At 62.4% G+C, this 23,681-nt stretch carries 24 protein-coding genes and 1 riboswitch; of the genes, 18 read left to right on the top strand and 6 right to left on the bottom strand.

Features of this window, described 5'->3' with window-relative positions; all coding sequences use genetic code 11:
* The first annotated feature begins 56 nt into the window (after positions 1-56).
* From FFM53_RS30110 to FFM53_RS30040, 15 genes are all read left to right on the top strand, one after another.
* Complete coding sequence (locus tag FFM53_RS30110) at positions 57-1,001, top strand: acetamidase/formamidase family protein (RefSeq protein ID WP_138389649.1); 945 nt, start codon at positions 57-59, stop codon at positions 999-1,001.
* A complete protein-coding gene (locus tag FFM53_RS30105; RefSeq protein ID WP_138389650.1) occupies positions 998-2,686 on the top strand; it encodes an ABC transporter ATP-binding protein in 1,689 nt (562 codons plus the stop codon). Before FFM53_RS30110 ends, FFM53_RS30105 begins: the two co-directional genes overlap by 4 nt.
* A gap of 132 nt (positions 2,687-2,818) precedes the next feature.
* Entirely contained in the window at positions 2,819-4,495 is a 1,677-nt protein-coding gene (locus FFM53_RS30100; RefSeq protein ID WP_138389651.1) for a S8 family peptidase, read from the top strand.
* A gap of 9 nt (positions 4,496-4,504) precedes the next feature.
* On the top strand, positions 4,505-5,833 hold the full coding sequence (locus tag FFM53_RS30095; protein WP_138389652.1) for a hypothetical protein: 1,329 nt from the start codon (positions 4,505-4,507) through the stop codon (positions 5,831-5,833).
* A 90-nt stretch (positions 5,834-5,923) separates the two neighbouring features.
* A riboswitch (TPP riboswitch) is annotated at positions 5,924-6,020 on the top strand.
* A gap of 50 nt (positions 6,021-6,070) precedes the next feature.
* Positions 6,071-6,874 carry a hydroxyethylthiazole kinase gene (thiM, locus tag FFM53_RS30090; protein ID WP_138389653.1) on the top strand — a complete coding sequence of 268 codons (804 nt, stop codon included), beginning with the start codon at positions 6,071-6,073 and terminating at the stop codon, positions 6,872-6,874.
* The gene (gene thiE, locus FFM53_RS30085; RefSeq protein ID WP_138389654.1) at positions 6,871-7,506 is read left to right on the top strand and encodes a thiamine phosphate synthase; all 636 of its coding nucleotides are present in this window, start codon (positions 6,871-6,873) and stop codon (positions 7,504-7,506) included. Before thiM ends, thiE begins: the two co-directional genes overlap by 4 nt.
* On the top strand, positions 7,503-8,312 hold the full coding sequence (gene thiD, locus FFM53_RS30080; protein WP_138389655.1) for a bifunctional hydroxymethylpyrimidine kinase/phosphomethylpyrimidine kinase: 810 nt from the start codon (positions 7,503-7,505) through the stop codon (positions 8,310-8,312). Before thiE ends, thiD begins: the two co-directional genes overlap by 4 nt.
* 220 nt (positions 8,313-8,532) lie before the next feature.
* On the top strand, positions 8,533-9,012 hold the full coding sequence (locus tag FFM53_RS30075; protein ID WP_138389656.1) for a GNAT family N-acetyltransferase: 480 nt from the start codon (positions 8,533-8,535) through the stop codon (positions 9,010-9,012).
* Positions 9,013-9,034: 22 nt separating this feature from the next.
* The gene (locus FFM53_RS30070; protein WP_138389657.1) at positions 9,035-10,057 is read left to right on the top strand and encodes a glycoside hydrolase family 3 N-terminal domain-containing protein; all 1,023 of its coding nucleotides are present in this window, start codon (positions 9,035-9,037) and stop codon (positions 10,055-10,057) included.
* A 43-nt stretch (positions 10,058-10,100) separates the two neighbouring features.
* Positions 10,101-11,747 carry an ABC transporter substrate-binding protein gene (locus tag FFM53_RS30065; protein WP_138389658.1) on the top strand — a complete coding sequence of 549 codons (1,647 nt, stop codon included), beginning with the start codon at positions 10,101-10,103 and terminating at the stop codon, positions 11,745-11,747.
* A gap of 56 nt (positions 11,748-11,803) precedes the next feature.
* Positions 11,804-12,781 carry an ABC transporter permease gene (locus FFM53_RS30060; RefSeq protein WP_130704444.1) on the top strand — a complete coding sequence of 326 codons (978 nt, stop codon included), beginning with the start codon at positions 11,804-11,806 and terminating at the stop codon, positions 12,779-12,781.
* A 1-nt stretch (position 12,782) separates the two neighbouring features.
* Positions 12,783-13,661, top strand: coding sequence for an ABC transporter permease (locus FFM53_RS30055; RefSeq protein WP_018495205.1), 879 nt, complete (start codon positions 12,783-12,785; stop codon positions 13,659-13,661).
* Positions 13,658-14,461: an ABC transporter ATP-binding protein gene (locus FFM53_RS30050; RefSeq protein WP_138389659.1), complete on the top strand. Its 804-nt coding sequence runs from the start codon at positions 13,658-13,660 to the stop codon at positions 14,459-14,461. The genes FFM53_RS30055 and FFM53_RS30050 overlap by 4 nt, the downstream gene beginning before the upstream one ends.
* Entirely contained in the window at positions 14,458-15,357 is a 900-nt protein-coding gene (locus FFM53_RS30045; protein ID WP_138331378.1) for an ABC transporter ATP-binding protein, read from the top strand. Before FFM53_RS30050 ends, FFM53_RS30045 begins: the two co-directional genes overlap by 4 nt.
* Positions 15,358-15,427: 70 nt before the next feature.
* Entirely contained in the window at positions 15,428-16,108 is a 681-nt protein-coding gene (locus FFM53_RS30040; protein ID WP_138389660.1) for a spermidine synthase, read from the top strand.
* A gap of 3 nt (positions 16,109-16,111) precedes the next feature.
* Here FFM53_RS30040 and FFM53_RS30035 read toward each other — a convergent pair whose 3' ends face one another.
* The 3 genes from FFM53_RS30035 to FFM53_RS30025 form a co-directional block, all read right to left on the bottom strand.
* Positions 16,112-16,903: an HpcH/HpaI aldolase family protein gene (locus FFM53_RS30035; protein WP_138389661.1), complete on the bottom strand. Its 792-nt coding sequence runs from the start codon at positions 16,901-16,903 to the stop codon at positions 16,112-16,114.
* A gap of 99 nt (positions 16,904-17,002) precedes the next feature.
* On the bottom strand, positions 17,003-17,206 hold the full coding sequence (locus FFM53_RS30030; protein ID WP_026265569.1) for a hypothetical protein: 204 nt from the start codon (positions 17,204-17,206) through the stop codon (positions 17,003-17,005).
* Positions 17,207-17,326: 120 nt separating this feature from the next.
* Positions 17,327-18,229, bottom strand: coding sequence for a choline sulfate utilization transcriptional regulator (locus FFM53_RS30025; protein WP_138389662.1), 903 nt, complete (start codon positions 18,227-18,229; stop codon positions 17,327-17,329).
* Between the two features lie 142 nt (positions 18,230-18,371).
* On the opposite strand from FFM53_RS30025, the gene betC reads away from it, so the two are divergent.
* Positions 18,372-19,880 carry a choline-sulfatase gene (gene betC / locus FFM53_RS30020; RefSeq protein ID WP_138389663.1) on the top strand — a complete coding sequence of 503 codons (1,509 nt, stop codon included), beginning with the start codon at positions 18,372-18,374 and terminating at the stop codon, positions 19,878-19,880.
* A gap of 137 nt (positions 19,881-20,017) precedes the next feature.
* Here betC and FFM53_RS30015 read toward each other — a convergent pair whose 3' ends face one another.
* Together FFM53_RS30015 and FFM53_RS30010 are read right to left on the bottom strand one after the other, a co-directional pair.
* Entirely contained in the window at positions 20,018-20,878 is an 861-nt protein-coding gene (locus tag FFM53_RS30015) for a sugar phosphate isomerase/epimerase family protein (protein ID WP_138389664.1), read from the bottom strand.
* A 66-nt stretch (positions 20,879-20,944) separates the two neighbouring features.
* Positions 20,945-22,315: an amidase gene (locus FFM53_RS30010; RefSeq protein WP_138389665.1), complete on the bottom strand. Its 1,371-nt coding sequence runs from the start codon at positions 22,313-22,315 to the stop codon at positions 20,945-20,947.
* Between the two features lie 275 nt (positions 22,316-22,590).
* Here FFM53_RS30010 and FFM53_RS30005 point away from each other — a divergent pair, with 275 nt between their 5' ends.
* Both FFM53_RS30005 and FFM53_RS30000 read left to right on the top strand, forming a co-directional pair.
* A complete protein-coding gene (locus FFM53_RS30005) occupies positions 22,591-22,869 on the top strand; it encodes a hypothetical protein (RefSeq protein ID WP_027665604.1) in 279 nt (92 codons plus the stop codon).
* Between the two features lie 72 nt (positions 22,870-22,941).
* On the top strand, positions 22,942-23,382 hold the full coding sequence (locus tag FFM53_RS30000; RefSeq protein ID WP_138331370.1) for a DUF1810 domain-containing protein: 441 nt from the start codon (positions 22,942-22,944) through the stop codon (positions 23,380-23,382).
* A 48-nt stretch (positions 23,383-23,430) separates the two neighbouring features.
* Here FFM53_RS30000 and FFM53_RS29995 read toward each other — a convergent pair whose 3' ends face one another.
* Positions 23,431-23,619 (bottom strand): hypothetical protein, encoded by a 189-nt coding sequence (locus FFM53_RS29995; RefSeq protein ID WP_003547852.1) that lies wholly within the window; start codon positions 23,617-23,619, stop codon positions 23,431-23,433.
* Between the last annotated feature and the right edge of the window lie 62 nt (positions 23,620-23,681).

Genomic DNA, 23,681 nt, shown 5'->3' with positions numbered 1-23,681 from the left:
ACAAAGCCTTCCCGGTCCACGCCGGGAAGGCGTCATAAAGTCGAGGGAGACATGAAATGTGCATCGCCTGCACCCACACCATCCACCGCGCCCAGCATAATTTCGGCTGGAACAAGGATTTCACCCCCGCGGTCGTCGCCAAGCCCGGAGAGACGATCCACTTCGAATGCATGGATTCATCGGGTGGCCAGCTCGGAAGCGACGCGACCCTGGAAACGCTGAACGCGCTCGATTTCGGCAAGATCAACCCCGTCTCCGGCCCGGTCTATATCGAAGGCGCCAAACCTGGCGATGCGCTGAAGGTGACGCTGCGCAAGTTCATTCCCTCGGGCGTCGGCTGGACGGCCAATATTCCGGGCTTTGGCCTGCTTGCCGACCAGTTCAAGGATCCGGCGCTGCACGTCTGGTCCTATGACGCCAACAGCATGGTGCCCGCCCTTTACGGTCCGGGCGGCCGCGTGCCGCTGAAGCCCTTCGCCGGCACGATCGGCGTCGCACCCGCCGAGCCCGGCACCCACTCCGTCGTTCCGCCGCGCCGCGTCGGCGGCAACATGGACATCCGCGACCTGACGGCGGGAGTGACGCTCTACCTGCCCGTCGAGGTCGACGGCGCGCTGTTTTCGATCGGTGATACCCATGCCGCGCAGGGCGATGGCGAAGTTTGCGGCACGGCGATCGAAAGCCAGATGAACGTCGAAGCGACGATCGAGCTCGTCAAGGACGCCAAGCTGCAGACGCCGCGCTTCACCACGACCGAACCGGTGACTCGCCATCTCGACGGCGCCGGCTACGAGGTGACGACAGGCATCGGCCCTGATCTGATGACCGGGGCGCGCGAAAGCGTCATGCGCATGATCGATCTTCTCGGCGCCGAACACGGCATGAGCGCCGTCGATGCCTATCTGCTCTGCTCGGTCTGCGGCGATCTCCGGATCAGCGAAATCGTCGACCAGCCAAACTGGGTGGTTTCCTTCTATTTCCCGAGGATCGTGTTCGCGTGAACGAAGCCATGCCCGCCGCAGCACCGGTGCTCAGCCTTCGCAATCTGAGCGTCGATGCCCGCACACCCGAAGGCCGCAAGCCGGTGCTCCAGGATGTCAGCTTCGAGCTTGCAAGCGGCGAAACGCTCTGCATCGCCGGTGAATCCGGCTCCGGCAAGTCGGTCACCTCGCTGTCGATCATGGGGCTCTTGCCGAAAGCCTCGCTGCGGGTCGCCTCCGGCAGCATCATGCTCGGCGAGCGCGACCTGCTCACGCTTTCCGACCGGGCGATGCGCAGCGTGCGCGGCGGCGATATCGCCATGGTGTTCCAGGAGCCGATGACCTCGCTGAACCCGGTCATGTCGGTCGGCAACCAGCTGACGGAAGCAATCCGCGCGCACCAGGGCAGCGACAATGCCGAGGCGGTGGCGCTGAAGATGCTCGATGCCGTGCAGATCACCGAGCCGGCCCGGCGGTTGAAGCAATATCCGCATGAGCTTTCCGGCGGCATGCGCCAGCGGGTGATGATCGCCATGGCGCTCTCCTGCCGGCCGAAGGTGCTGATTGCCGACGAGCCGACGACGGCACTCGACGTCACCGTACAGGCGCAGATCCTCAGGCTGATGCGCGAGTTGAAGCGCGAATTCGGCGCCTCGATCATCCTCATCACCCACGACATGGGCGTCGTCGCCGAAATGGCCGACCGTGTCGTCATCATGCAGAATGGCCGAATCGTCGAGCAGGGAACAGCGCTCGCCGTCTTCCAGCGGCCGAAGGAGACCTATACCCAGCAATTGCTTGCCGCCGTCCCGAGGCTCGGCGCACTTGCCGGCACCGACCGCCCGCCGCGCATCACCCAGCGCGCCGTCGAGACGCTACATCCGGACCGCACGCCGATCCTGAACGTGCGCGACCTCACCGTCACCTACGGCAATGCCGCAAGCCGGTTTTTCAAGGGCAAGCCGCCGGTCGCTGCCGTCGATGGCGTTTCCTTCGATATCCTGCCGGGTGAAACGCTCGGCCTCGTCGGCGAAAGCGGCTCCGGAAAATCGACGACGGGCAAGGCCGTGCTCGGCCTCATCCCCTTCAAGGGCAACGTCCTGATCGACGGCCGCAACATCGCCGGCCTCAGCCAGCGTGAGATGCGGCCCGTGCGCCGCTCAGCGCAGATGATCTTCCAGGATCCCTATGCCTCGCTCGACCCGCGCATGGCCGTCGGCAAGGCGATCGGCGAACCGATGATCATCCACGGTATCGGCAACCACAGCGAACGGCAGGACCGCGTCGCCGAACTGCTGCGCCGGGTCGGCCTGACGCCTGATGCGGCGACGCGCTATCCGCACGAGTTTTCAGGCGGCCAGCGCCAGCGCATCTGCATCGCCAGGGCGCTGGCGCTGGAGCCGAAGCTGATCGTCGCCGACGAAAGCGTCGCAGCGCTTGACGTCTCGGTGCGCGCCCGGGTGCTCGACCTGCTGCTCGAACTGCAGGAAACCATGGGGCTCGCCTATCTCTTCATCTCCCACGACATGGCCGTAGTCGAGCGCATGTCGCACAACGTCGCCGTCATGCGCGCCGGCCGCATTATCGAAACCGGCACGCGGCGGGAGATATTCGAGAACCCCAGGGATGACTACACCCGCGCGCTGATCGCCGCGGTCCCCATCCCCGATCCGGAGGTCTATCGGGTGAAAGGGGTTCATGCATGAGCGCATTGCCGGAGCGAGTGTAGATCGGCAATCTTAAAGTCATTCGGATATTCAGTAAATATAGAGCTGCATTTCAGAAATATATTGCACCTACGGTTGTCACTGCTATTCTCCAAAGTGGGGGAGAACCGCGTGGCGAGAGCGCAGCAGCCAGCACGGCCCCGGAGAAAATCCGAGGGCAATATTCAAGAAAACCTCGTCAAGACGCGGATCGGGGGCGATCTCTCTTCGTTCATGAAAGGCAAGACGGATCCCCCCAAGGGGATTGGCAAGGCGAAGCACTTCGATGTCATAATCGAATTCAACCGCGACTTTCCGGGCGGCGGCACGGCGGCGCGGCAACTCTTGTTCGAAGCATTCCTGATGTATCTCGACAGGATCGGGGCGACTGACGAGAGCAACAACCTGTGGCGTTTCGGCATGTCCCCGCCGCTCGGCATGCCTGCGGTCTCGGAAGACAGCAAACTGGACCTCTCGCTGATCTTTTCGAATGGCAGCAGGATTGCCGCCAAATCCCTCTGGACCGACAGCTACGCCTTCGCGACCCTGACCCGGGAAGCCATTGACCGGCTTTCGAGCTGGACAATGCCCAAAAAGGATGACGACAAGAATAAGGGTGAAACCAAAAGCGGCAGCAAGAATAAAAAGACACCACTCGTCTACAAGATCTGGTGCGATCACGAGATCAAACGCTGCGTCTACGAATCCGTCAGGACAATCAAATGCGATGCGGCGCATGCATCCTTCGCAGCCAGCGGAAAAGGCATTGTCTGGGCAGTGGCCGATACCGGCATTGACGGGACACATCCGCATTTCAAAACACTGAGAACGCTCGATCTGCCGGACGGCCTCTTTCATCGGGATTTCACGGCCGACAATCCGGACCCGGCCGTGGCGTCGGCTGCGGCGCTGATCGACAGTGCCGGCCATGGAACCCATGTTGCCGGCATCATAGCCGGCCGTACATCGGTGCTGGACGAACCGAAGACGGACGCGATCAAGAAGATCTGCGTGAATTCGGAGGTGCGCAACGAGGACGGGACCAAATCAACCGTCAAGGATACTCATGACGGCGTCATCACCGGCATGGCACCGCACTGCAAGCTGTTGAGCCTGAAAGTGCTGGCCAATGAGAAACAAGGCAAGCTCAGCAATCTGCTGGCTGCGATCGGCTATGTCCGGCGCTCGAACGACTACGGGCGCAACATCAAGATCCACGGCATCAATCTCAGCCTTGGCTATCCGTTCGATCCGGTCTGGTTCGCGGCAGGGCAAAGCCCGCTCTGCGTCGAGGTCGACAGGCTGGTGCGTTCGGGCGTCTGCGTCGTGGTCGCGGCCGGCAATGCCGGCTACGGTACGGTTACGCAATTCTCAGGCGCGCCGGAGCGCGCGGCCCATAGCGGCACGATCATGGATCCCGGCAACGCAGCGCTCGCCATCACTGTCGGCTCGACGCATCGCGATATGCCGCATACCTACGGCGTCTCCTATTTTTCCTCCAAGGGACCAACCGCGGATGGGCGCATGAAGCCAGATCTCGTCGCACCTGGCGAGCGCATCATCTCATGCGCGCGCTACAACGGTGCGAAGTCAGGCGAAGCGCCGTTCCGGGAGGATACCGGAACGAGCATGGCGACGCCGCATGTCTCCGGCGCGATCGCCGCGTTCCTCTCGGTTCGGCGTGAATTTCTCGGCCAGCCGGAACGTGTCAAAGAGATCTTCGTCAGTGCTGCGACCGATCTCAAGCGGCGGCCGGAGTTTCAGGGCGCCGGCTTGCTCGATCTGATGCGAACGCTACAGGCTGTGTAAGGAGGACATATGGAAACGCTTGGACCCTCGCCATTCCTATGGCTCGAATTCGACAAGAACGGCGCGATCGATCCCGCGACGACGACAAGTCTCGCGGCGTTGCTCAACCAGCCCGGAACGACCGATCTGGTGGTCATGTCGCATGGCTGGAAGAATACCAAGGACGATGCGCGCAAGCTCTACGGAACGCTATGGGCGAACGCCCGCAAGAAGCTTGCGCCCGACAAGGCGAGCCACATCGTCGTCGCCGGCGTCGTCTGGCCCGCCAAGGCCTATCGCACCGATTTCGACGAACAGACACTGGTGACGCCAGGCGGCGGCGGAACGCTGGCGGCAGACGGGACGGCGGCGGACCCTGAGGATCTTGACGATGAGGCCTTCAAAAACGTGCTGAAGGATTTCAAGGATTTCTTCGGGCAGGATGGCGCCGCAACGGCCGAAAAGGCGCGGGCGGCAGTGAAGACGCTCGATGAAACGACGTCGTTTTTCCTCGTAAAGAACGGCAACGAAGCACTCGGTTCTCCGGGAACGGATTCCGAACTCAAAGCGGATTCAGCGCCGATTGCGCTTGCCACGGACGATGCCACCAGCGCCAAAATGCTGATGGAAGCTCTCATCGCGGCGCCGACATTCAACCTCGAAAGCTCCGTCGGCAAGGCTCAAGGGCTCGGCGACGTCGTCTCGGGCCTGATCTCCGGCCCGAGAGCGGCGGTAGCGCGGTTTTTGAACCAGCTGACCTATTACGAAATGAAGAAACGCGCCGGCATCGTCGGCGAGGCTTTGACGAAAAGCGTGCTGTCGAAGCTCGTGCTGCAGCAGTCGATCCGCCTGCATCTCGTCGGCCACAGTTTTGGCGCCCGGCTGGTCGCGGCGGCGGCAAACGGGCTCGCACCGATCCCGAAGCTGGAATTCTTCTCGCTCACTTTGCTGCAGGGCGCCTTCTCGCACAATGGCTTCGCTAAAGAGATCAAGCCGGGCCTTGCCGGCGCCTTCCCCGACGTCGTGGGCAAACCGACCGGCCCGACCTGCATCACCCACACCCACAACGATCTCGCCTGCACGCTCGCCTATGCGCTGGCGTCGCGCCTGTCGCGCGATATCGCCAAGAGCATCGGCGATGCCAACGACGAGTTCGGGGCGATGGGGGCGAACGGTCCGCAGCACCTGAAGGCGGGACAGGCTGTCGAGGACAATACGGATGCGGTCTTTGCGCCGCAGGCCGGCAAGGTCAACACCTTCCTGGCGGACAAGTACATCATCAAGACGGCGGCGTCGGACGCCCATAACAATGTCGCCAACGAGGATGTCGGACGGCTGCTGGCAAAGATCGTCGGCTGATCGCCTTTCGTAAAAGAGACGCGGCGGCGTTGGTCGTGGAATTGTCATTTTCGGGGTGACAGGCGCGCTGTTCTCTGCGAAAAGAAACCCGATGAGAGACAGGGGCGTTCGTCGACAGACGGGCTGAGAAGCACCCTTCGAACCTGAACCGGATAATGCCGGCGGAGGGAGTCGCTCGGGGTCGCGGCATCGCCCGCACGAACCGCCCCGTGCCCGCCCCCGCCTGAAAGGGGCCACATGCAGACCAAAACCACACCAGGAGCGATGCTGAAGGCGATGCGCGAGAAGCCGCCGCTCGTTCAGTGCATCACCAATTACGTCGCCATGAACATCGCCGCGAATGTCCTGCTTGCATCGGGCGCCTCGCCCGCCATGGTGCATGCCGCCGAAGAAGCCGGCGAATTCGCCGCGATCGCTAGTGCGCTGACAATCAATATCGGCACGTTGTCGACGCAATGGATCGACGGCATGCAGGCGGCTGCGAAGGCGGCGACATCAACCGGCAAACCCTGGGTACTCGATCCGGTCGCCCATTATGCGACGGCTTTCCGCCGCAATGCGGTCGCCGAACTGCTGGCGCTCAGCCCGACCATCATTCGTGGCAACGCGTCCGAGATCATCGCGCTTGCCGGCGGAGAAAGCCGCGGTCAGGGGGTCGACAGCCGCGATCCGGTCGAGCAGGCGGAAGGTTCGGCGCGATGGCTCGCTGAGCGGCAGCGGGCGGTCGTTGCCGTGACCGGCGCCGTGGATTTCGTCACCGATGGTGAAAGGGCCGTGCGCATCGAAGGCGGATCCGTCTTGATGCCGCAAGTCACCGCGCTCGGCTGCTCGCTCACCTGCCTCGTCGGCGCCTTTGCCGCGACGGCGCCGGAGGATATTTTTGGCGCGACGGTCGCAGCGCTCTCAACCTTCGCCATCGCCGGCGAGGAGGCCGCCCTTGGGGCGGCCGGGCCTGGGTCCTTCTCCTGGCGCTTCCTCGATGCGCTGGCCGCGCTCGACGCCGAAACGCTTGACGCCAGAGTAAGGATATCGGTCGCATGAAGGCTTTCGACCTTTCGCTCTATCTCGTCCTCGACCCCGATCTCTGCGCGGGGATCGGCATGGTGGAGACCGCGCGCCTTGCCGTTGCCGGCGGCGCGACCATGGTGCAGTTGCGCGACAAACATGCCGGCACCATCAGGATGATCGAGACCGGCCGCGCCTTGAAACAGGCGCTGGATGGGACCGGCGCCCTCCTCATCGTCAACGATGACGTCGAGGCGGCAGTCGCCATCGGCGCCGACGGCCTGCATATCGGCCAGGAGGACATGGATGCGCGCAAAGCGCGGGCGATGGTCGGTGCCGACATGATCCTTGGCCTGTCGGTCGAGAGCGAGGCGCTTGCAAACGCCGTCGATCCTGGCTTGGTCGACTACACCGGCGTCGGGCCGGTGTTTGCGACACCGACCAAGGCCGATCACAAGCAGCCGATCGGTTTTGACGGCCTTGCAAGGCTGGTAAAGGCCTCGCCAGTGCCATCGGTCGCGATCGGCGGGCTCAAGGCGGATCATGTTGTCCAAGTGTTCGCCGCAGGCGCCAGTGGGCTTGCCGTCGTCTCCGCCATCTGCGGCACGCCCGACCCGGAAGCCGCTACGCGCCGCATCGCTGCAGAAATTCGAAAGGTGCGCGCATGATCCGCAACGTTCTCTCGATCGCCGGTTCCGATCCCTCCGGCGGCGCCGGCATCCAGGCCGATCTCAAGGCCTTTTCCGCCCGCGGCGTCTACGGCATGGCGGTGCTGACCGCGCTGACGGCGCAGAACACGCAAGGGGTCAGCGGCGTGCATCTGGTGCCGCCGCAATTCGTCGCCGACCAGATCAATGCCGTCTTTGCCGATGTGCGCGTCGACGCGGTCAAGATCGGCATGATCGCCAATGCCGGCATCGCCGACGCTGTTGCCGGCGCGCTGACTGACCACCGCGACATTCCGATCGTCATCGACCCTGTCATGATCGCCAAGGGTGGTGCCGCCCTGCTCGCGCCCGAAGCGGTCGACGTGCTAACCCGCCGGCTGCTGCCGCTGGCCACGCTTCTGACCCCGAATCTGCCGGAAGCCGCCGCCCTGCTGCACCAGCCGGTCGCGACAAACCGGGCTGAGATGGCGGAACAGGCCGAGCGCCTGCGGGCGCTTGGCCCGGCCGCAGTGCTGGTCAAGGGCGGCCATCTCGACAGCGACGAGAGCCCTGACGTGCTTGCCACGGCCGCCGGCCTGCACTGGTTCGAAGCCAGGCGTGTGCCGACCAAGAACACCCATGGCACCGGCTGCACGCTCTCCAGCGCGCTGGCGGCCGAACTCGCCAAGGGCGCCTCGGCGCAGGAGGCTGTCGCCATCGCCAAGGATTACCTCGCCGGCGCGGTCGCGGCTGCCGGACACCTCACCGTCGGCTCCGGCCACGGCCCGGTGCAGCATTTTCATGCGCTTTGGAAAGAGGGCGAATAGCCGCTCGCTCAACCAATATTCCGCCAATCGAAACGGCCCGGCCTTTCCGGGCCGTTTTTTTGCGTTCGGCACCTACTTTGCGTTGAAACGCCGGGGACAGCGGCGGGTCGTGCCTTTGGCCGTTTGAAAAACCTTGTTGACAAGCCCGGCCAGATGGCCAAGTCTATGACACTAAAAGGGGATATGTTCCGCAATAACGGAATAACTGGAGGAGTGACGGGTGCCAGACCTGCTTGTGAGCCTATATTCCACTGAGCTCGCCGACCTGAAACGTAAAGCCGACGATGTCGGCGTCTCCATCCGTCCGGCCCTCCCCCCGGAACTGCATCTTATCGTCAGCTGGGTTCGCGAACGGTTCAGCGAGAACTGGGCGAGCGAAGTCGCGGTCGCCTTCTCTCGCCAGCCCGTTGCCTGCCTGATCGCCGTCGAAAGCGGCAAGCTCCTGGGCTTTGCCTGCTATGACACGACGGCGCGCGGCTTCTTCGGCCCGACCGGCGTCGACCCCGACGCACGCGGCAAGGGCATTGGGCTCGCTCTCTTTTCCGCCTGCCTTCAGACCATGAAGACGCTCGGCCACGCCTATGCCTTCATCGGCGATGCCGGGCCAGTCGATTTCTACGCCAGGACCGCAGGCGCAACCATCATCCCCGCCCCCGATAAGGGCATCTACGAAGGCATGCTGCGAAGCGCGCCGAAATGACCATGATACCGGAGTTACAGAATTGTCCTCGACCCCGCTCGCCCTTTTCGTCGGCCTTCCGAATCCCACTATTTCGGATGATGAATTCGCCCTCTTTCGCGAAAGCAATCCGCTCGGCCTGTTCGTCGGCCGGCGCAATCAGCGCGAGCCGGAGCAGACGAGGCGCCTGATCGAGCGCTTCCGCGAAGCCGTCGGCCGCGACGACGCGCCTGTCTTCACCGACCAGGAAGGCGGCCGCGTGCAGCATCTCGATGCCGGCCCCTGGCCGCTCTTCCGCAGCTTCGGCCAGTTTGCCGAACTTGCACGCCGCGATTTCGATCTCGGCAAAAAAGCACTGCGCCTTTCCTCCCAGGCCATGGGTGCGATGATGACGGAACTCGGCCTTTCGAGCGGCTGCTCGCCCGTTCTCGACCTCGTCTTCGAGACGACGAGCGCGGTCATCGGCGCCCGCTCCTTCGGCCCTGATCCCGATTTCATCGCTGCCCTCGGCCGCGAGGTGGTCGATGGCCTTCTCGAGACCGGCAACATGCCCGTCATCAAACATATTCCCGGCCATGGCCGCGCGACGCTCGACTCCCACAAGGAGCGTCCGGTCGTCAATGCCAGCCGCGAGACGCTCACAGCCACCGATTTCAAGCCCTTCGTGGCGCTGAAGGATACGCCCTGGGCGATGGTCGCCCATGTCGTCTACTCGGCCTATGACGCCGAGCTGCCGGCGTCGGTCTCGCCTGTTATGCACGACGTGATCCGGAACGACATGGGCTACGACGGCGTGCTGATTTCCGACTGCATCTTCATGGAATCGCTCTCCGGCACCTTGCCGGAACGCGTCAAACAGGTGCTCGACGCAGGCTTCGACATCGCGCTTCACAGCCACGGTGACGTCAGGGAAAGCGAAGCCGCCTCCAAGGCCGCCCGCCCGCTAACGGACGCCGCCGTGCAGCGGATCGCTGCCGGCAAGGCCCGCCTCGGCAATCTCAAGATCGATGTCCGCGCCGCCCATGCAGAAGTCGAAGACATGTTTGCAAGCGCGCTGGTCTCCTGACCGGCACCTCATCTCTCACCGCATAAGAAAAGGGGAATAGAACATGAAAAAATATCTTCTTGCCGCTGCCGCACTAACACTGCTTTCGGGTTCTGCCATGGCGCAGACGGTCCTCACAGTAAATATCGAACCGGCGACGACCTGGGTTCGCAACTTCAACCCGTTCAACCAGACCTCGTCGCGCCAGTCGACACTCGACTTCATCTACGAGCCGCTGGTCGTTTTCAACCGCTTCGACAGCAACAAGCCGGTCTATCGCCTGGCCGAAAGCTTCAAACTCTCCGACGACCTGAAGAGCATCGATTTCAAGCTGCGCCCGAACCTGAAATGGTCGGACGGCAAGCCGCTGACCGCGGCCGACGTCAAGTTCACCTATGACTACCTGAAGAAATTTCCGGCGCTCGACTTCGTCAGCATCTGGACCTTCATCACCGATGTCCAAGCGGTCGACGGCCAGACGGTGCGCTTCACGCTCGCCAATCCGAGCTCGCTCGCCGCCGAGCAGATCTCGCAACTGCCGATCGTTCCCGAACATGTCTGGAAGGATGTTGCCGATCCCGTCACCTTCGCCAACGAAACCCCTGTTGGCAGCGGCCCACTGACTGAAGTGCCGCGCTTCACCGGCCAGACCTACGACCAGTGCCGTAACCCGAACTACTGGGACAACGAGCACCTGAAGGTCGATTGCATGCGCTTCCCGCAGCTTGCCGACAACAACCAGATGCTGACGGCAACGGCCGACGGCACGCTGGACTGGGGCGTCTCCTTCATTCCCGATATCGACAATGTCTATGTTTCCAAGGATCCGGCGCATTTTCACTATTGGTATTCGCCGAGCAGCATGGTCGCCTTCCTGTTCAATCTGGAAACCGCAAACGAGAATAACAAGAAGGCCTTCAACGACCTGAAATTCCGCCGTGCTGTCTCGATGGCGCTCGACCGCAAGACGATGATCGACGTCGCCGGCTACGGCTATCCGACGCTGAACGAAGATCCCGGCCTGATGGGCGAACTTTACAAGAGCTGGGCGGACCCGTCCGTCAAGGCCGACTTCGGCAAGTTCGCAACCTATGACGCCGATGCCGCCAAGGCCCTGCTCGACGAAGCGGGCTACAAGGACAAGGACGGCGACGGCTTCCGCGACAATCCGGACGGCAGCAAGATCTCCTTCTCGATCATCGTCCCGAGTGCCTGGACAGACTGGATCGACACCGTCAACCTCGCCGTCGAAGGCATGCAGGCGGTCGGCATCGACGCCAAGATCGAAACGCCGGAGGAAGCCGTCTGGACCGGCAATCTCATCAACGGCTCCTTCGATGCGGCGATCAACAGCCTGCCGGCATCGGCTTCGCCCTATTACCCCTACAAGCGCGCCTTCAGCGCTTCGGACAAGGGCAAGACCCGCTTCACCGCGCAGCGCTGGTTCAACCCGGAGGTCGAAAAACGCGTCACCGAGTTCACCCATACCGCCGACCTTGCCAAGCAGAAGGACGCGATGAACAAGGCGCAGCGCATCGTCGCTGAAAACATGCCTGTCATTCCGGTGTTCAACAATCCGAACTGGTATCAGTACAACACCAAGCGCTTCACCGGCTGGTCGACCAAGGAAAACCCCTTCGTCAATCCGTCGATCTCGCGGACCAACCCGGCACGCCTGCTGAACCTCCTGGCTCTCGAGCCGGTCAAGTAGGCATCGCAATCCTCGGGAGCGGCGTAAAGCGCCGCTCCTGTCATGACGGAGTCCCCATGGCTTTCCTGCTTCGCCGCCTCGTCTTCTACATGGCAGCCTTCATCGCGGCAGCGACAATCAATTTCTTCCTGCCTCGTCTGATGCCGGGCGATCCCGTGCAGATCATGTTTTCGAGTGCCGGCACCGAATTGCCGCCGGAAAGCCTGCAGGCGCTGAAGCTCACCTTCGGCTTCGTCGACGGTCCGCTCTGGCAGCAGTATCTCACTTATCTCGGTAGCATCTTCACCGGCGATCTCGGCCGCTCGATCAAATATTTTCCGCTGCCGGTCACCTCGGTGCTCGGCCATGCCCTCGTCTGGACCGTCGGCCTGATGGGCACGGCGACGATCGTGAGCTTTGCGCTCGGCACCTTCCTCGGCATCGTCGCCGCCTGGCGCCGCGGCAGCAAGTTCGATGTCATCGTCTCCGTCGGCGCGATCTTCGCCACCTCGGTGCCGGCCGTCGTCACCTCGCTGATCGTGCTCTTCATCTTCGGCTTCACGCTCGGCTGGTTTCCGAACGGTTATGCCGCCGACCCATCGCTCGATCCGGCCTTCAGCCTGCAATACATCGGCAGCCTCGCCTATCACGGCATCCTGCCGATGGTGACGCTCTGCACCGTGCTGATCGGCGGCTTCACCGTCACCATGCGCAACAACATGATCAACCTGCTCGGCGAGGACTATATCGTCATGGCCCGCGCCAAGGGCCTTTCCGACCGGCATGTGATGCTCTGGTACGCAGCGCGCAACGCCCTGTTGCCGACCGTCTCCAGCCTTGCCATCGCCATCGGCACCATCCTCGGCGGTTCGCTGGTGACGGAGGTCGTCTATAACTATCCCGGCCTCGGCAACATTCTCTACCAGGCGATCCTCGCCCGCGATTACCCCGTCATCCAGGGCCAGCTCCTCATCATGACCGCGACCATGCTGATCGCCAATTTTATCGTCGACGTCAGCTATGTGCTGCTCGACCCGCGGCTGAAGGGAGCGTGAGATGAAGACCCTGCTTCGAAACCGCAAGGCGCTGATCGGCCTGGTCATCATCGCCTTCATCGTCCTCGTCGCGATCGCAGCGCCGTTGCTGACGCAGTACGATCCCGCCGCCCGCACCGGGCGGCCGCATCAAGCGCCATCACTCGACCATATCCTCGGCACCACCCGCATCGGCCAGGATGTCTTTGCCCGGCTGATCTACGGCGCCCGTACTTCGCTTGCCGTCGGCTTCGGCGCCGGCCTGCTGATCACACTCGTCGGCACCGCACTCGGCATCATCTCCGGCTATCGCGGCGGCAAGACCGACGAGATCATCAGCTTCTTCACCAACATGGTGCTGGTCGTTCCGAACCTGCCGCTGCTGCTCGTGCTCGCCGCCTTCATCGGCCAGGCAAGCCCCCTCGTCATCGCCCTCATCCTCGGCGCCACCTCCTGGGCCTGGGGCGCGCGCGTCACTCGTGCCGAAACGCTCTCCGTCAAGCAGAAGGATTTCGTCAAATCGGCCGAGATGATGGGGGAGCCGCAATGGCGCATCATGACATTCGAGATCTTTCCCAACGTGATTTCAATCGTCGGCATCAATTTCATCGGCAGCGTCATCTTCGCGATCATCACCGAGGCGACGCTCGAATTCCTCGGCCTCGGCGACCCGAGAGCGATCTCCTGGGGCACCATGCTCTACAATGCGCAGAAAGCCTCGGCCCTTTCGGTCGGCGCCTGGTGGGATATTCTCACCCCCTGCTTCGCACTCGCCTTCCTCGGCATTGGCATGTCATTGCTGAACTTCGCCGTCGACGAGATCGCCAATCCGCGGCTGCGCACCGGCAATCATCTGAAGCGCTGGTCCCTGCTCGTCCGCTCCGGGGAGGGCCGCCTGTGACGCAGCCGCTGCTCTCGGTGAGGAACCTCACCATCGACTATATCGGCGAGGAGAAGGATTTCCGCGCCGTCGACGATGTCAGCTTCGATGTCGCGCCCGGCGAGGTCTTCGGCCTTGCCGGCGAATCCGGCTGCGGCAAGAGCACCATCGCTTTTGCCATCAGCCGCCTGCACAAGCCGCCGGCGCTAATCCGCAAGGAGAGCCGCATCCTGCTCGACGGTCGCGACGTGCTCGGCCTCGACAAACAGGCACTCAGCGCCTTCCGCTGGCGCGAGGTTGCCATGGTTTTCCAGAGCGCCATGAATTCGCTGAACCCGGTGCTGCGCATTGAGACGCAATTCTACGACATGCTGCGCGCTCACAAGGGCATGAGCCGTGTTGCAGCCCGCGAGCGCACCGCCGAGATGCTGACGCTCGTCGACATCGCGCCGGATCGCATGCGCGACTATCCGCACCAGTTTTCCGGCGGCATGCGCCAGCGCATCGTCATCGCCATCTGCATGGCGCTCGATCCGAAGCTCGTCGTCATGGACGAGCCGACGACGGCGCTCGACGTCGTCGTCCAGCGCGAAATCCTGCAGCGCATCAACGAATTGCGCCGCAGCTTCGGCTTTTCCGTGCTGTTCATCACCCATGATCTCGGGCTGATGGTGCAGTTTTGTGACCGCATCGGCATCATGCTCGGCGGCCAGTTGGTGGAGCAGAACACCGCCGAGGCGATCTACAGGACGCCAAAGCACGACTACACGAAGAAGCTCTGGGCCTCCTTCCCCTCGCTGCATGGAGGAGTGCTGTTATGACAGACGCCATTCTCGCACTCGACCAGGTGACCAAGACTTTCGGCCATGGCTCCGGGGCGGTGCATGCGGCGCGCGCCATCTCGTTTTCGCTGCATGCCGGCCGGGCGCTGGCGCTTGTCGGCGAATCCGGCAGCGGCAAAACCACCTGCGCCCGCATGGCGATGCGCGAATATCTGCCGACATCGGGCCGGATTCTCTACAAGGGCCGGCCTGTCGAGGCGGCGAAATCCGCCGAGATCGCCCGCTACCGCCGCTCGGTGCAGATGATCTTCCAGGACCCATTCGCTTCCCTCAACCCGGCCCACACCATCGCCCATCATCTCCGGCGGCCACTGAAACTGCACCGCCCGGAGATCAAGGGGGCCGAGATCGACGCCGCGATCCGCGAATTGCTGCAGCGCGTCAGGCTCGATCCCGATCTCGTCGCGCCGAAATATCCGCACGAGCTTTCCGGCGGCCAGCGCCAACGCGTCAACATTGCTCGCGCCTTGGCCGTCAAGCCGGAGGTCATCGTCGCCGACGAGCCGACCTCGATGCTCGACGTCTCGGTGCGCCTCGGCGTGCTGAACCTGCTGAACGAGATGAAGCAGGAGATGAATCTCGGCCTGCTCTACATCACCCATGACATCGCCACCGCCCGTTACGTCGCCGAGGATATCGCTGTGATGTATGCCGGCCAGATCGTCGAATGGGGCAGCGTTGCCAAGGTGATCGACAATCCGCTGCATCCCTATACCCGGCTGCTGCTCTCGGCCGTGCCTGATCCGGAGGTCCGGTTCGAGGACCCGAAGGCGCGGCTGAGGCCCGACGAGGTGGAGGACATCCGCCGCCGTTCGGCAGTGCCGCAGGACGACATCGTCGAATTCGAGCCGGATCATTTCATGCGGATGATCTGAGTTCGGCTTGCTGGCCTCATCTAGCGCCCTATGCTAGGGGACGGTCTCTTTCATATGAGGCGAAACCGTCATGCTGCCCTGGATCCAGCTCGATTCCGCAACCATTCCCGGTGAAAACGGCGAATTGCGGCTGAAGCAGCGCGGCAGCGAATTTTCGATCATGCTTGGCGCCAACGAGCTGATGAACAGCCGTCTCAGCGGCTCGGAAGAAGCGCTGGCGACCCTTTCCTGGGATCGGATCAAGTCGCACCCGAAGCCAAAGGTGCTGATCGGCGGGCTCGGCATGGGTTTTACCCTGCGCGCCGCTCTCGCCGTCCTTCCCGAAGATGCCGGCGTCACCGTCGCCGAACTGGTGCCTGCGGTCATCACCTGGGCCCGCGGGCCGATGGCCGAGGTCTTCAAGGGCTGCCTCGACGATCCGCGCGTCGGCATCCATCAGGGCGATGTCGGCGAAGCGATCCGCGCCGGCAAGGCTGCCTATGACGCCATTCTGCTCGATGTCGACAACGGCCCTGATGGCCTGACCCGCAAATCCAACGACCGGCTCTACGATTTCGCCGGCCTTCGCGCCGCCAGCGACGCGCTGCGCCCCGGCGGCGTGCTCGCCGTCTGGTCGTCCGGTCCGGACCCCGATTTCACGCGACGTCTTAAGGGCAGCGGTTTTGCCGTCGATGCAGTCAGCACGCGCGCCAACGGCAAACGCGGCGGCGCCCGCCACGTCATCTGGCTGGCCGTCAAGCCGGTGAAATGACGCTCAAGCAGAAGCGATCCTGCGGGCGGCGTTGATGGCGCGGCGGGCGCCGGAGCGCAGCTGCGCTGTCTCGGCCCCGGCAATGACCAGATCGAAGCCGAATTTCAGCAGTTCGCCGGCCCGCTCCCCGTCGCCGGCGAAGGCGCAGGCGAATTTGCCGTGGGAGCGGCAGCGCGAAACCGCATGCTGCATGGCGCTGTCGATCTCGGCGGCGTTCGGCGCCACCTGGTCGCCGTTCGAGAGCGCGATCGAAAGGTCGGAAGGGCCGATGAAAATGCCATCGATGCCGGCAACGCCGAGGATGTCGTCGATCGCCTCGAGTGCCGCCCGGGTCTCGATCATGGCGATGGCGACGGTGAGCGCGTTGGCGTTCTTCAGATAATCATCGGCCGACAGGCCTGTATGGTTCAGCGCCAGCGAGGGTCCCCAGCTGCGTTCGCCGAGAGGCGGGTATTTGGTGGTCTTGATGAAGGCTTGCGCGTCTTCGGCCGAATTGATCATCGGCGCGATGATGCCGGAGGCGCCGGCATCGAGCAGGCGCGAGGCGGAAGCAAAATCACCGACCGGTATGCGCGCCAGCGCCGGCTTGCCGGCAAGCCGCACCTGGGCGACGGCGTTCGCCGCCGAGGGCATATCCCACATGCCGTGCTGCATATCCAGCACGACGGCATCGAAGGCCTCCTGCGCCAGGTGATTGGCGAGCGTGGCGTCGGGAATACCGATCCAGGCGGAGATCATGCCGCCCCGGTGTTGCCTGATCCGGTCCGCAAAGCCGTCGATTTCAGCTGCGCTCATGCCATTCTCCTCACTTCGACAGGCCGTTAGCCGCCAGATATTTCTGCTCGAGGAACTCGTCGATGTCGAATTCCCTCAAAGCCATGCACGGTTGCCGGGTCATCCTCTCCGGCGCAGTCGTGAAATAATGATTGTCACAGCGAGCCCCGCGACAGCCATGATGCTTCCCCAGAGAACCCAGATGCTTTGGTTGATCATGAAACTGGACGCGGGATAGGGAAAATAGCCGCTTCCCTGAGCGATCCAGATCAGTCCCAAGAGGATCATGAGCAGTCCAACGACGTATCCGACGGTTCGCGACATGCTTTGGCCCTTCCCTATGAATCGATGCCACAATGTCGATCGGCGTCGGTCATGACAAGGCTTCTCTCCTGAGCGCGAACATATTCCGGATGCAATGACGCGCCGGCCTCGGTCTGGATGTCATGTCCTGCCGACTTCATCCACCAGCCAGGTGCTGAGCCTTTCGCTATCAACATTTGCCGATCGCGGCGGTATCAGCCAGTAACCGCGGTCGGGTGCCTCGAGCGGCGGCCCGGCTTCCACCAGCATATGTGTGGAGAGAAGCGTATCGACCAGCCCCATCCAGCCGATCGCCACGCCTTGCTCGCTGAGAGCGGCCTGGACGACCAGCGAGTAAGTGTTGAAACTGACATCACCGCGGCCGGCATGGAGGTCGCGAGTAACGGAGAATTCGGCAAAATAACTTCGCCAGTCGAACCAGGGCGATGGCGTCGGTGAGTCGAGATGGATCAGGATCGCCTTGGCAAGCTGCTGCGGATCGTCGAACGGGCCGTTGCGATCGAGAAAGCCTCGCGTGCAGACGGGCACGACCTTTTCCTGCAGCAGCAGCGATCCGATAGTGCCGAATTCCGCCTTTGTGCCGAAAACCACCACCACATCTGCGTCGTCACCAAAGCCGGGCTCAAGCCTCTGGGTCGCGACGATCTGTATATCCGTTTCCGGGTGAAGCAGGCGAAAGCCGTGCATGCGCGGGATCAGCCAAAGCGCTGAAAAAGCATAGTCGGTTCTCAGTCTGACGACCGGCCTTTGAGCCTCGGTGCCGAAACTGCGCGCCAGGGCATCGATGTCACCAACCGTCTTGGCCGTGACCTGGAAAAGCCGTTCGCCCTCCGCGGTCAACTCGACGCCGCGGTGCTGGCGGCGCAGCAGGGCGACGCCGAACTGCTCTTCCAGCCGCCGGATCTGATAACTGACGGCAGGCTGCGTAAGGCCGAGAACTGCCGCCGCAGCCGAAAAGCTGCCGAGCCTTGCGACCTCCGCGAAGATGCGCATCCATCCCAGCTCAGGCAGGCGGTCTGACATAAAAATTCCTTTTGGCAAATATAAAAAAAAGCTGCCTTTACAAGCATGATGATAGCGGTTTTGATAAGATCTGCAAATAGCAAGGGACGTCCCCCTCCAGGAAGACCGTCCCGGCCTTGGAGACCACAGGAGACAATTTCACATGGCGCGTCCGAATATCCTCATCCTGATGGTCGATCAGTTGAATGGAACGTTCTTTCCCGATGGCCCTGCCGATTTCCTGCGTGCGCCGCATCTGAAATCATTGGCGGAGCGCTCCGTACGTTTCACCAACGCCTATACGGCAAGCCCGCTCTGCGCACCGGCGCGAGCCTCCTTCATGTCCGGACAATTGCCGAGCCGAACCCGCGTCTATGACAATGCGGCGGAATTTGCCTCTGACATTCCGACCTATGCGCATCATCTGCGCGCTGCCGGATACCAGACAGCGCTTTCCGGCAAGATGCATTTCGTCGGCCCCGACCAGTTGCATGGATTCGAGGAACGCCTGACGACGGATATCTACCCGGCCGACTTCGGCTGGACGCCCGATTATGGCAAGCCCGGCGAGCGCATAGACTGGTGGTATCACAATCTGGGCTCGGTCACCGGCGCCGGCGTTGCCGAGATCACCAACCAGATGGAGTATGACGACGAGGTCGCCTACCACGCCGCCCGCAAGCTGTTCGATCTCTCGCGTGGCCATGACGAGCGCCCCTGGTGCCTGACCGTCAGCTTCACCCATCCGCACGACCCCTATGTCGCGCGCCGCAAATTCTGGGACCTCTATGAGGACTGCCCGGCACTTGACCCGACGGTTGCGCCGATTGCCTTCGAGCAGCAGGACCCGCACTCGCAGCGTCTGATGAAAGCCTGCGATCACGACGCTTTCGACATCAGCGATGAGCAGATCAGGCGGGCAAGGCGGGGCTATTTCGCCAATATCTCCTATGTCGACGAGAAGATCGGCGACATTCTCGGCGTCCTGGAACGGAGCCGCATGGCTGAAAACACGATCATCCTCTTTGCCTCCGACCATGGCGACATGCTCGGCGATCGCGGCCTCTGGTTCAAGATGAACTTCTTCGAAGGATCGGCCCGCGTTCCGCTGATGATCGCGGCACCCGGCTGGACGCCCAGACGGATCGACCAGCCTGTCTCCACACTCGACGTGACACCGACGCTCGCCGGTCTTGCCGGGATCGATATCGCCTCATTGAAGCCATGGACCGAGGGCGAGGATCTCGCAGCGCTTGCCGAAGGCACCGGCAGCCGCGGCCCTGTGCCGTTGGAATATGCCGCAGAGGGTTCCGAGGCGCCGCTCGTCTGTATCCGAGACGGACGATACAAACTCTCGCTCTGCGAGAAGGACCCGCCGATGCTGTTTAATCTCGAGGTCGATCCGCAGGAGCTCGACAATCTGGCGGCCGACCCGGCGCATGCCGAGATCTTGGCAAGGCTTGTCGAACAGGCCGGCCGACGCTGGAACCTTTCCGATTTCGACGAAGCCGTGCGCGAAAGCCAGGCGCGCCGCTGGGTGGTCTATGCGGCGCTGCGCAATGGGGCCTATTATCCATGGGATTATCAGCCGCTGCAGAAAGCTTCGGAGCGCTATATGCGCAACCACATGGATCTGAACGTGCTGGAGGAAAACCAGAGGTTCCCGCGCTAGAACAGGATGATTTTAGGCCGGGTCGGCCTAAAATCTAAATCCTGTTCTACATTATATAGTGAGAGCATGATGTCGTCCGAAAACCGCTCACACTTTTCGGCATCATGCTCTAGGAATGAGCAAGAAGCGCTTCTGATTTAAGCCGTTCTGCGCGCGGGCGCCTCGCGCAGAAAATCCTCGATGAACGCCTTCTGCAGAAGGATGCCGTCCCATTCATCAGGGAAGAAGGGCGAGTCGTAGATCAGCGTGAAGGGACCGTCGTAACCGGCTCTCTCGCACATCTCCAGGCAGGTGCGGTAATCCTCGGCATCGAGGCCGGCAGTGCCATAGTCGGCCTTGGCATGGCAGATTTCCGCCCGGCCCATGATGTCGGCAAGGCCTTCATATTTGGCTGGCGCCGCCCAGTTGCCGAGGTCGCCATTGAGGCCGACCTTGCCGTCCAGCCGGTCCAGCAGCCAGTTCATTTCGACTGGCGATGGTAGCAGGTCGAACCAGTTCTCGACGACGACACGCACGCCGCTGCCTTCCGCCTTTCCGGCCAGCCAATTCAGATGGCGGGCGGCGCGGGCAAGGTTTTCCTCCGTCGGCTTCTGCTTGCCGGCAATGACGCGCATCCTCTCAGCCCCAAGGGTTGCCGCGATGTCGATCCACTCCGCCATCCATTTTACGTCGCGTTCAGCCGTCTCCGGATGGCTCGGATCGCCGTCCTCGACCAGCAGCGTCTGGAACAGCACATTCGAGGTCGCCATCGCGTCGCGCAATTCGCTTATATAGGTGGCGTCGAGGCTTTGCAGATGGAAGGAACAGATCTCCAGCCGGTTGACGCCGCGCGCCGAGAGCGCCGCCGGCACATCGATCAGGGCCGCGGCACCCGGGCCATAGGGTTCTTTCGCAGCAGCGCTTTTGTCGGGATCGGGACTATAGGCATGAACGGCGCCGAGCAGCCGATGCAGCGACCATGTCGAAACCGCGAAACGTCCGTTTTGCAAAACCTGCACTTGCTTTCCTCCCGGATCTCCTCATGCCATCAATGGCAACTAAATCCCGGCGGTTCAATTGCCAATTCAGGCAAAATCGTCGCGGATGACCGCCTCGGCCGCAAGGGCAATCCCCAGCAGCGCTTCATCGCGATGGGCGGTGGCCGAAAGCAGCAGTCCAACAGGCATGCCAGCGTCGCCCGTACCGCAGGGAATGGAAACGCCGCACCAGTCGAGGAAATTGCCGAGCGCGGTGTTGCGCAACGTCTTGTTGTTCGTCGCGAAGAACAGCTCGTCATCCTGCTCCAACGGCCCGATCGGCGGCGCGACATGGGCGACAGTGGGAAAGGCGAGCAGCCGGTCGCCGACGAGGCGCTCGACATCGGCGATCAGGCGGCTGCGCGCCTCGAGGATCGCCAGGTAATCGGGCAGCGTCGTCTTGCTTCCGAGACGGGTGCGCATGACGACACGGTGATCCATGCTGTCCGCGTCCGGTCCTGCCAAGCGTTCGCGGTGAAGTGCGAAAGCCTCCGCCGTCACCAGCGGACCATATCTCGTCACCAGATCGAATATCTCGTTGAAGGCGGGGATGACGGTGCGGGCAACCTTGGCGCCGGCCTTTTGAAGACGTCCCAGAGCTGCCTCGAACGCGGCGACGACGCCGGCTTCAGCGCCATCGAAGACGATGTTTTCAGGCACGATGAGTTCCAGCCCTTGCAGGGGAAGCCCAACGACATCGGGCGCCGTCAGGCCGCGCATCGCCGCGTCGATCCAGACCGCGTCCCTGACGCTGCGGCAGAGCGGTCCCAGCGAATCCAGGCTCTTTGCCAGCGGATAGACCCCTGCCATCGCGTGGCGGCCGCGTGTCGCCTTGTAGCCGACGATGCCGTTGAAGGCGGCGGGAATGCGCACCGAGCCGCCGGTATCGGTGCCCATGGCGACCGGCACCAGTCCGGCCGCGACAGCGACACCGGCGCCGGAGGATGAGCCGCCCGGAATGCGCCGGAGATCGGTGCCGTGCGGATTTACCGGCGTGCCGTAATGCGGATTGATGCCGAGGCCGGAAAAGGCGAACTCGCTCATATTGGTGCGTCCGACGGCGACCATGCCCGCCTGCCTGAGCAAAGCGACGACGGCCGCATCTTGCTTGGCCGGCATGTCCTTTGCCAGAACAACGGAGCCCGCCGTCGTCGGTAGGCCTTCGATGTCGAAAAGATCCTTCCAGGCAATCGGAATGCCGTCCAGCAATCCAAGCGAGCGCCCTTCCTGCAGACGTCGCGAAGAGGCGCGCGCCTCCTCCATCCCCCGGCTTTCGGACAGTGTGGTGAAGACCGCCTTGTCGGCATAATTCGCGATGGAATCGAAAACTGCCTCGGCGACCTCGACCGGATCGGCCGCGCCACCTTGAATGAGGACGGAAAGCTGCACGACCGACATCGCGCCGAAGGATTTGCTCATGGGACTATCCAGAAGAAAGATGTTCCTCTCTGGACTACCGCGGATCATTCCGATGAACCAGAGCTTCACGATATTTTGCATTTATTGGTACGATTTTTTGAACACTGCGTTTGAAGATCGCCCCTTCAATTGCCACGATCGAAGACACACATGCTGCTCGCATGCGGAAGCGGTTCGGCACGAGGGTGAGAGTTTGCTCTTAAGAGACCGGCGCCGCATGTGTTGCAGGAGTAATTAAAATGACAGATTGTGAAACTTTAAGCCGTCGCCAGGATATGGTGACCCTCCATGTAAAAGAGGACGAAACCGCCGGTTTAGGCGAGCGCGATTATGTAGATCATGTCAGCGCCCAGAAACTTTCGGCCTTCGAGCGCATTGTCGTGGTCGGAGCGCTGGTTCTCTTGAGCTTTGCGGGTTTTGCCGCATATTCTTCCGGCAATACGGACCCGATGACGACATCGGCCATTGCCGCCCCGGCCGGCGATAACGTGCCGCAGCATCCGGCCTACGGCCATTGCCGCGACAGCAGCCCCTACGCTGAGAGGGTTTGCTGATAGCAAAACATATTGCCGGGCGTGGAAACCTTTGCCCAGGCTGCATCGACAGCAGGAAAAGGGAAAAGGACCATGGCCGGCGACATCGACTACAAGCTTCACCGCTTCATCGACGCCCAGAACGGGATCTATGAGCGGGCGCTCTTGGAGCTGAAAGCCGGGCGCAAAACGTCCCACTGGATGTGGTTCATCTTCCCGCAGATCGCCGGTCTCGGCACGTCGGCGATGGCCGAAAAATATGCGATCCGCTCGGCGGAGGAAGCCGCCGCCTATCTCGCCGATCCCATTCTCTCAAGCCGGCTGCTGCGTTGCGTCGAGGCGATCCTGTCCGTGAACGGCCGATCGGCGCACGAAATCCTGGGCTCACCCGACGACTTCAAGCTGCGCTCGTCGATGACCTTGTTTGCCGCGATCAGCGATCACGGTTCGCCCTTCCACCAGGTGATCGAGCATTTCTATCAGGGAAAATTCGACGAACGGACGATGGAAATCCTTAGCGCCAGCACAGACTGACTTTATGCCGGTCGGCTTAAAATCTGAATGCTGTTGAAAATTAAATAGTTATCGGCCCGGCCTGCTCTCCAGCGTAGCAATTTCCTCGGAAATTTCGCTCAACCGCTGACGCAGATCGCTGTCGGTGCCGTCATCGACCTCTTCCTCGCCGAAACAATAGCGCGCATCATGGAGCTCCAGCTTGGCTTCGAGCTCGGCGCGCTTGGCATATAGGCGTTTGAGATAGACGTAGTTCATCTCCCTGCCTCCACATCGCCCTCGGGTTAGTGTGAAAACGGCATGGAAGCGGTAAGGTTCCC

Source organism: Rhizobium indicum (assembly GCF_005862305.2).
Lineage (GTDB): Bacteria > Pseudomonadota > Alphaproteobacteria > Rhizobiales > Rhizobiaceae > Rhizobium > Rhizobium indicum.
The sequence above is the reverse complement of the archived record's forward strand: the minus strand, read 5'-3'. Positions and strand labels throughout refer to the sequence as shown.

Bases quoted from the DNA above. Each gene is read 5' to 3' on its own strand.
- FFM53_RS30040 (WP_138389660.1), top strand. From the start codon at position 15,428: ATGCTGCCCTGGATCCAGCTCGATTCCGCAACCATTCCCGGTGAAAAC.
- FFM53_RS30045 (WP_138331378.1), top strand. From the start codon at position 14,458: ATGACAGACGCCATTCTCGCACTCGACCAGGTGACCAAGACTTTCGGC.
- FFM53_RS30030 (WP_026265569.1), bottom strand. From the start codon at position 17,206: ATGTCGCGAACCGTCGGATACGTCGTTGGACTGCTCATGATCCTCTTG.
- thiM (WP_138389653.1), top strand. From the start codon at position 6,071: ATGCAGACCAAAACCACACCAGGAGCGATGCTGAAGGCGATGCGCGAG.
- thiE (WP_138389654.1), top strand. From the start codon at position 6,871: ATGAAGGCTTTCGACCTTTCGCTCTATCTCGTCCTCGACCCCGATCTC.
- FFM53_RS30095 (WP_138389652.1), top strand. From the start codon at position 4,505: ATGGAAACGCTTGGACCCTCGCCATTCCTATGGCTCGAATTCGACAAG.
- FFM53_RS30005 (WP_027665604.1), top strand. From the start codon at position 22,591: ATGGTGACCCTCCATGTAAAAGAGGACGAAACCGCCGGTTTAGGCGAG.
- FFM53_RS30025 (WP_138389662.1), bottom strand. From the start codon at position 18,229: ATGTCAGACCGCCTGCCTGAGCTGGGATGGATGCGCATCTTCGCGGAG.
- FFM53_RS30055 (WP_018495205.1), top strand. From the start codon at position 12,783: ATGAAGACCCTGCTTCGAAACCGCAAGGCGCTGATCGGCCTGGTCATC.
- thiD (WP_138389655.1), top strand. From the start codon at position 7,503: ATGATCCGCAACGTTCTCTCGATCGCCGGTTCCGATCCCTCCGGCGGC.
- FFM53_RS30065 (WP_138389658.1), top strand. From the start codon at position 10,101: ATGAAAAAATATCTTCTTGCCGCTGCCGCACTAACACTGCTTTCGGGT.
- FFM53_RS30110 (WP_138389649.1), top strand. From the start codon at position 57: ATGTGCATCGCCTGCACCCACACCATCCACCGCGCCCAGCATAATTTC.
- FFM53_RS29995 (WP_003547852.1), bottom strand. From the start codon at position 23,619: ATGAACTACGTCTATCTCAAACGCCTATATGCCAAGCGCGCCGAGCTC.
- FFM53_RS30000 (WP_138331370.1), top strand. From the start codon at position 22,942: ATGGCCGGCGACATCGACTACAAGCTTCACCGCTTCATCGACGCCCAG.
- FFM53_RS30035 (WP_138389661.1), bottom strand. From the start codon at position 16,903: ATGAGCGCAGCTGAAATCGACGGCTTTGCGGACCGGATCAGGCAACAC.
- FFM53_RS30060 (WP_130704444.1), top strand. From the start codon at position 11,804: ATGGCTTTCCTGCTTCGCCGCCTCGTCTTCTACATGGCAGCCTTCATC.
- FFM53_RS30010 (WP_138389665.1), bottom strand. From the start codon at position 22,315: ATGAGCAAATCCTTCGGCGCGATGTCGGTCGTGCAGCTTTCCGTCCTC.
- betC (WP_138389663.1), top strand. From the start codon at position 18,372: ATGGCGCGTCCGAATATCCTCATCCTGATGGTCGATCAGTTGAATGGA.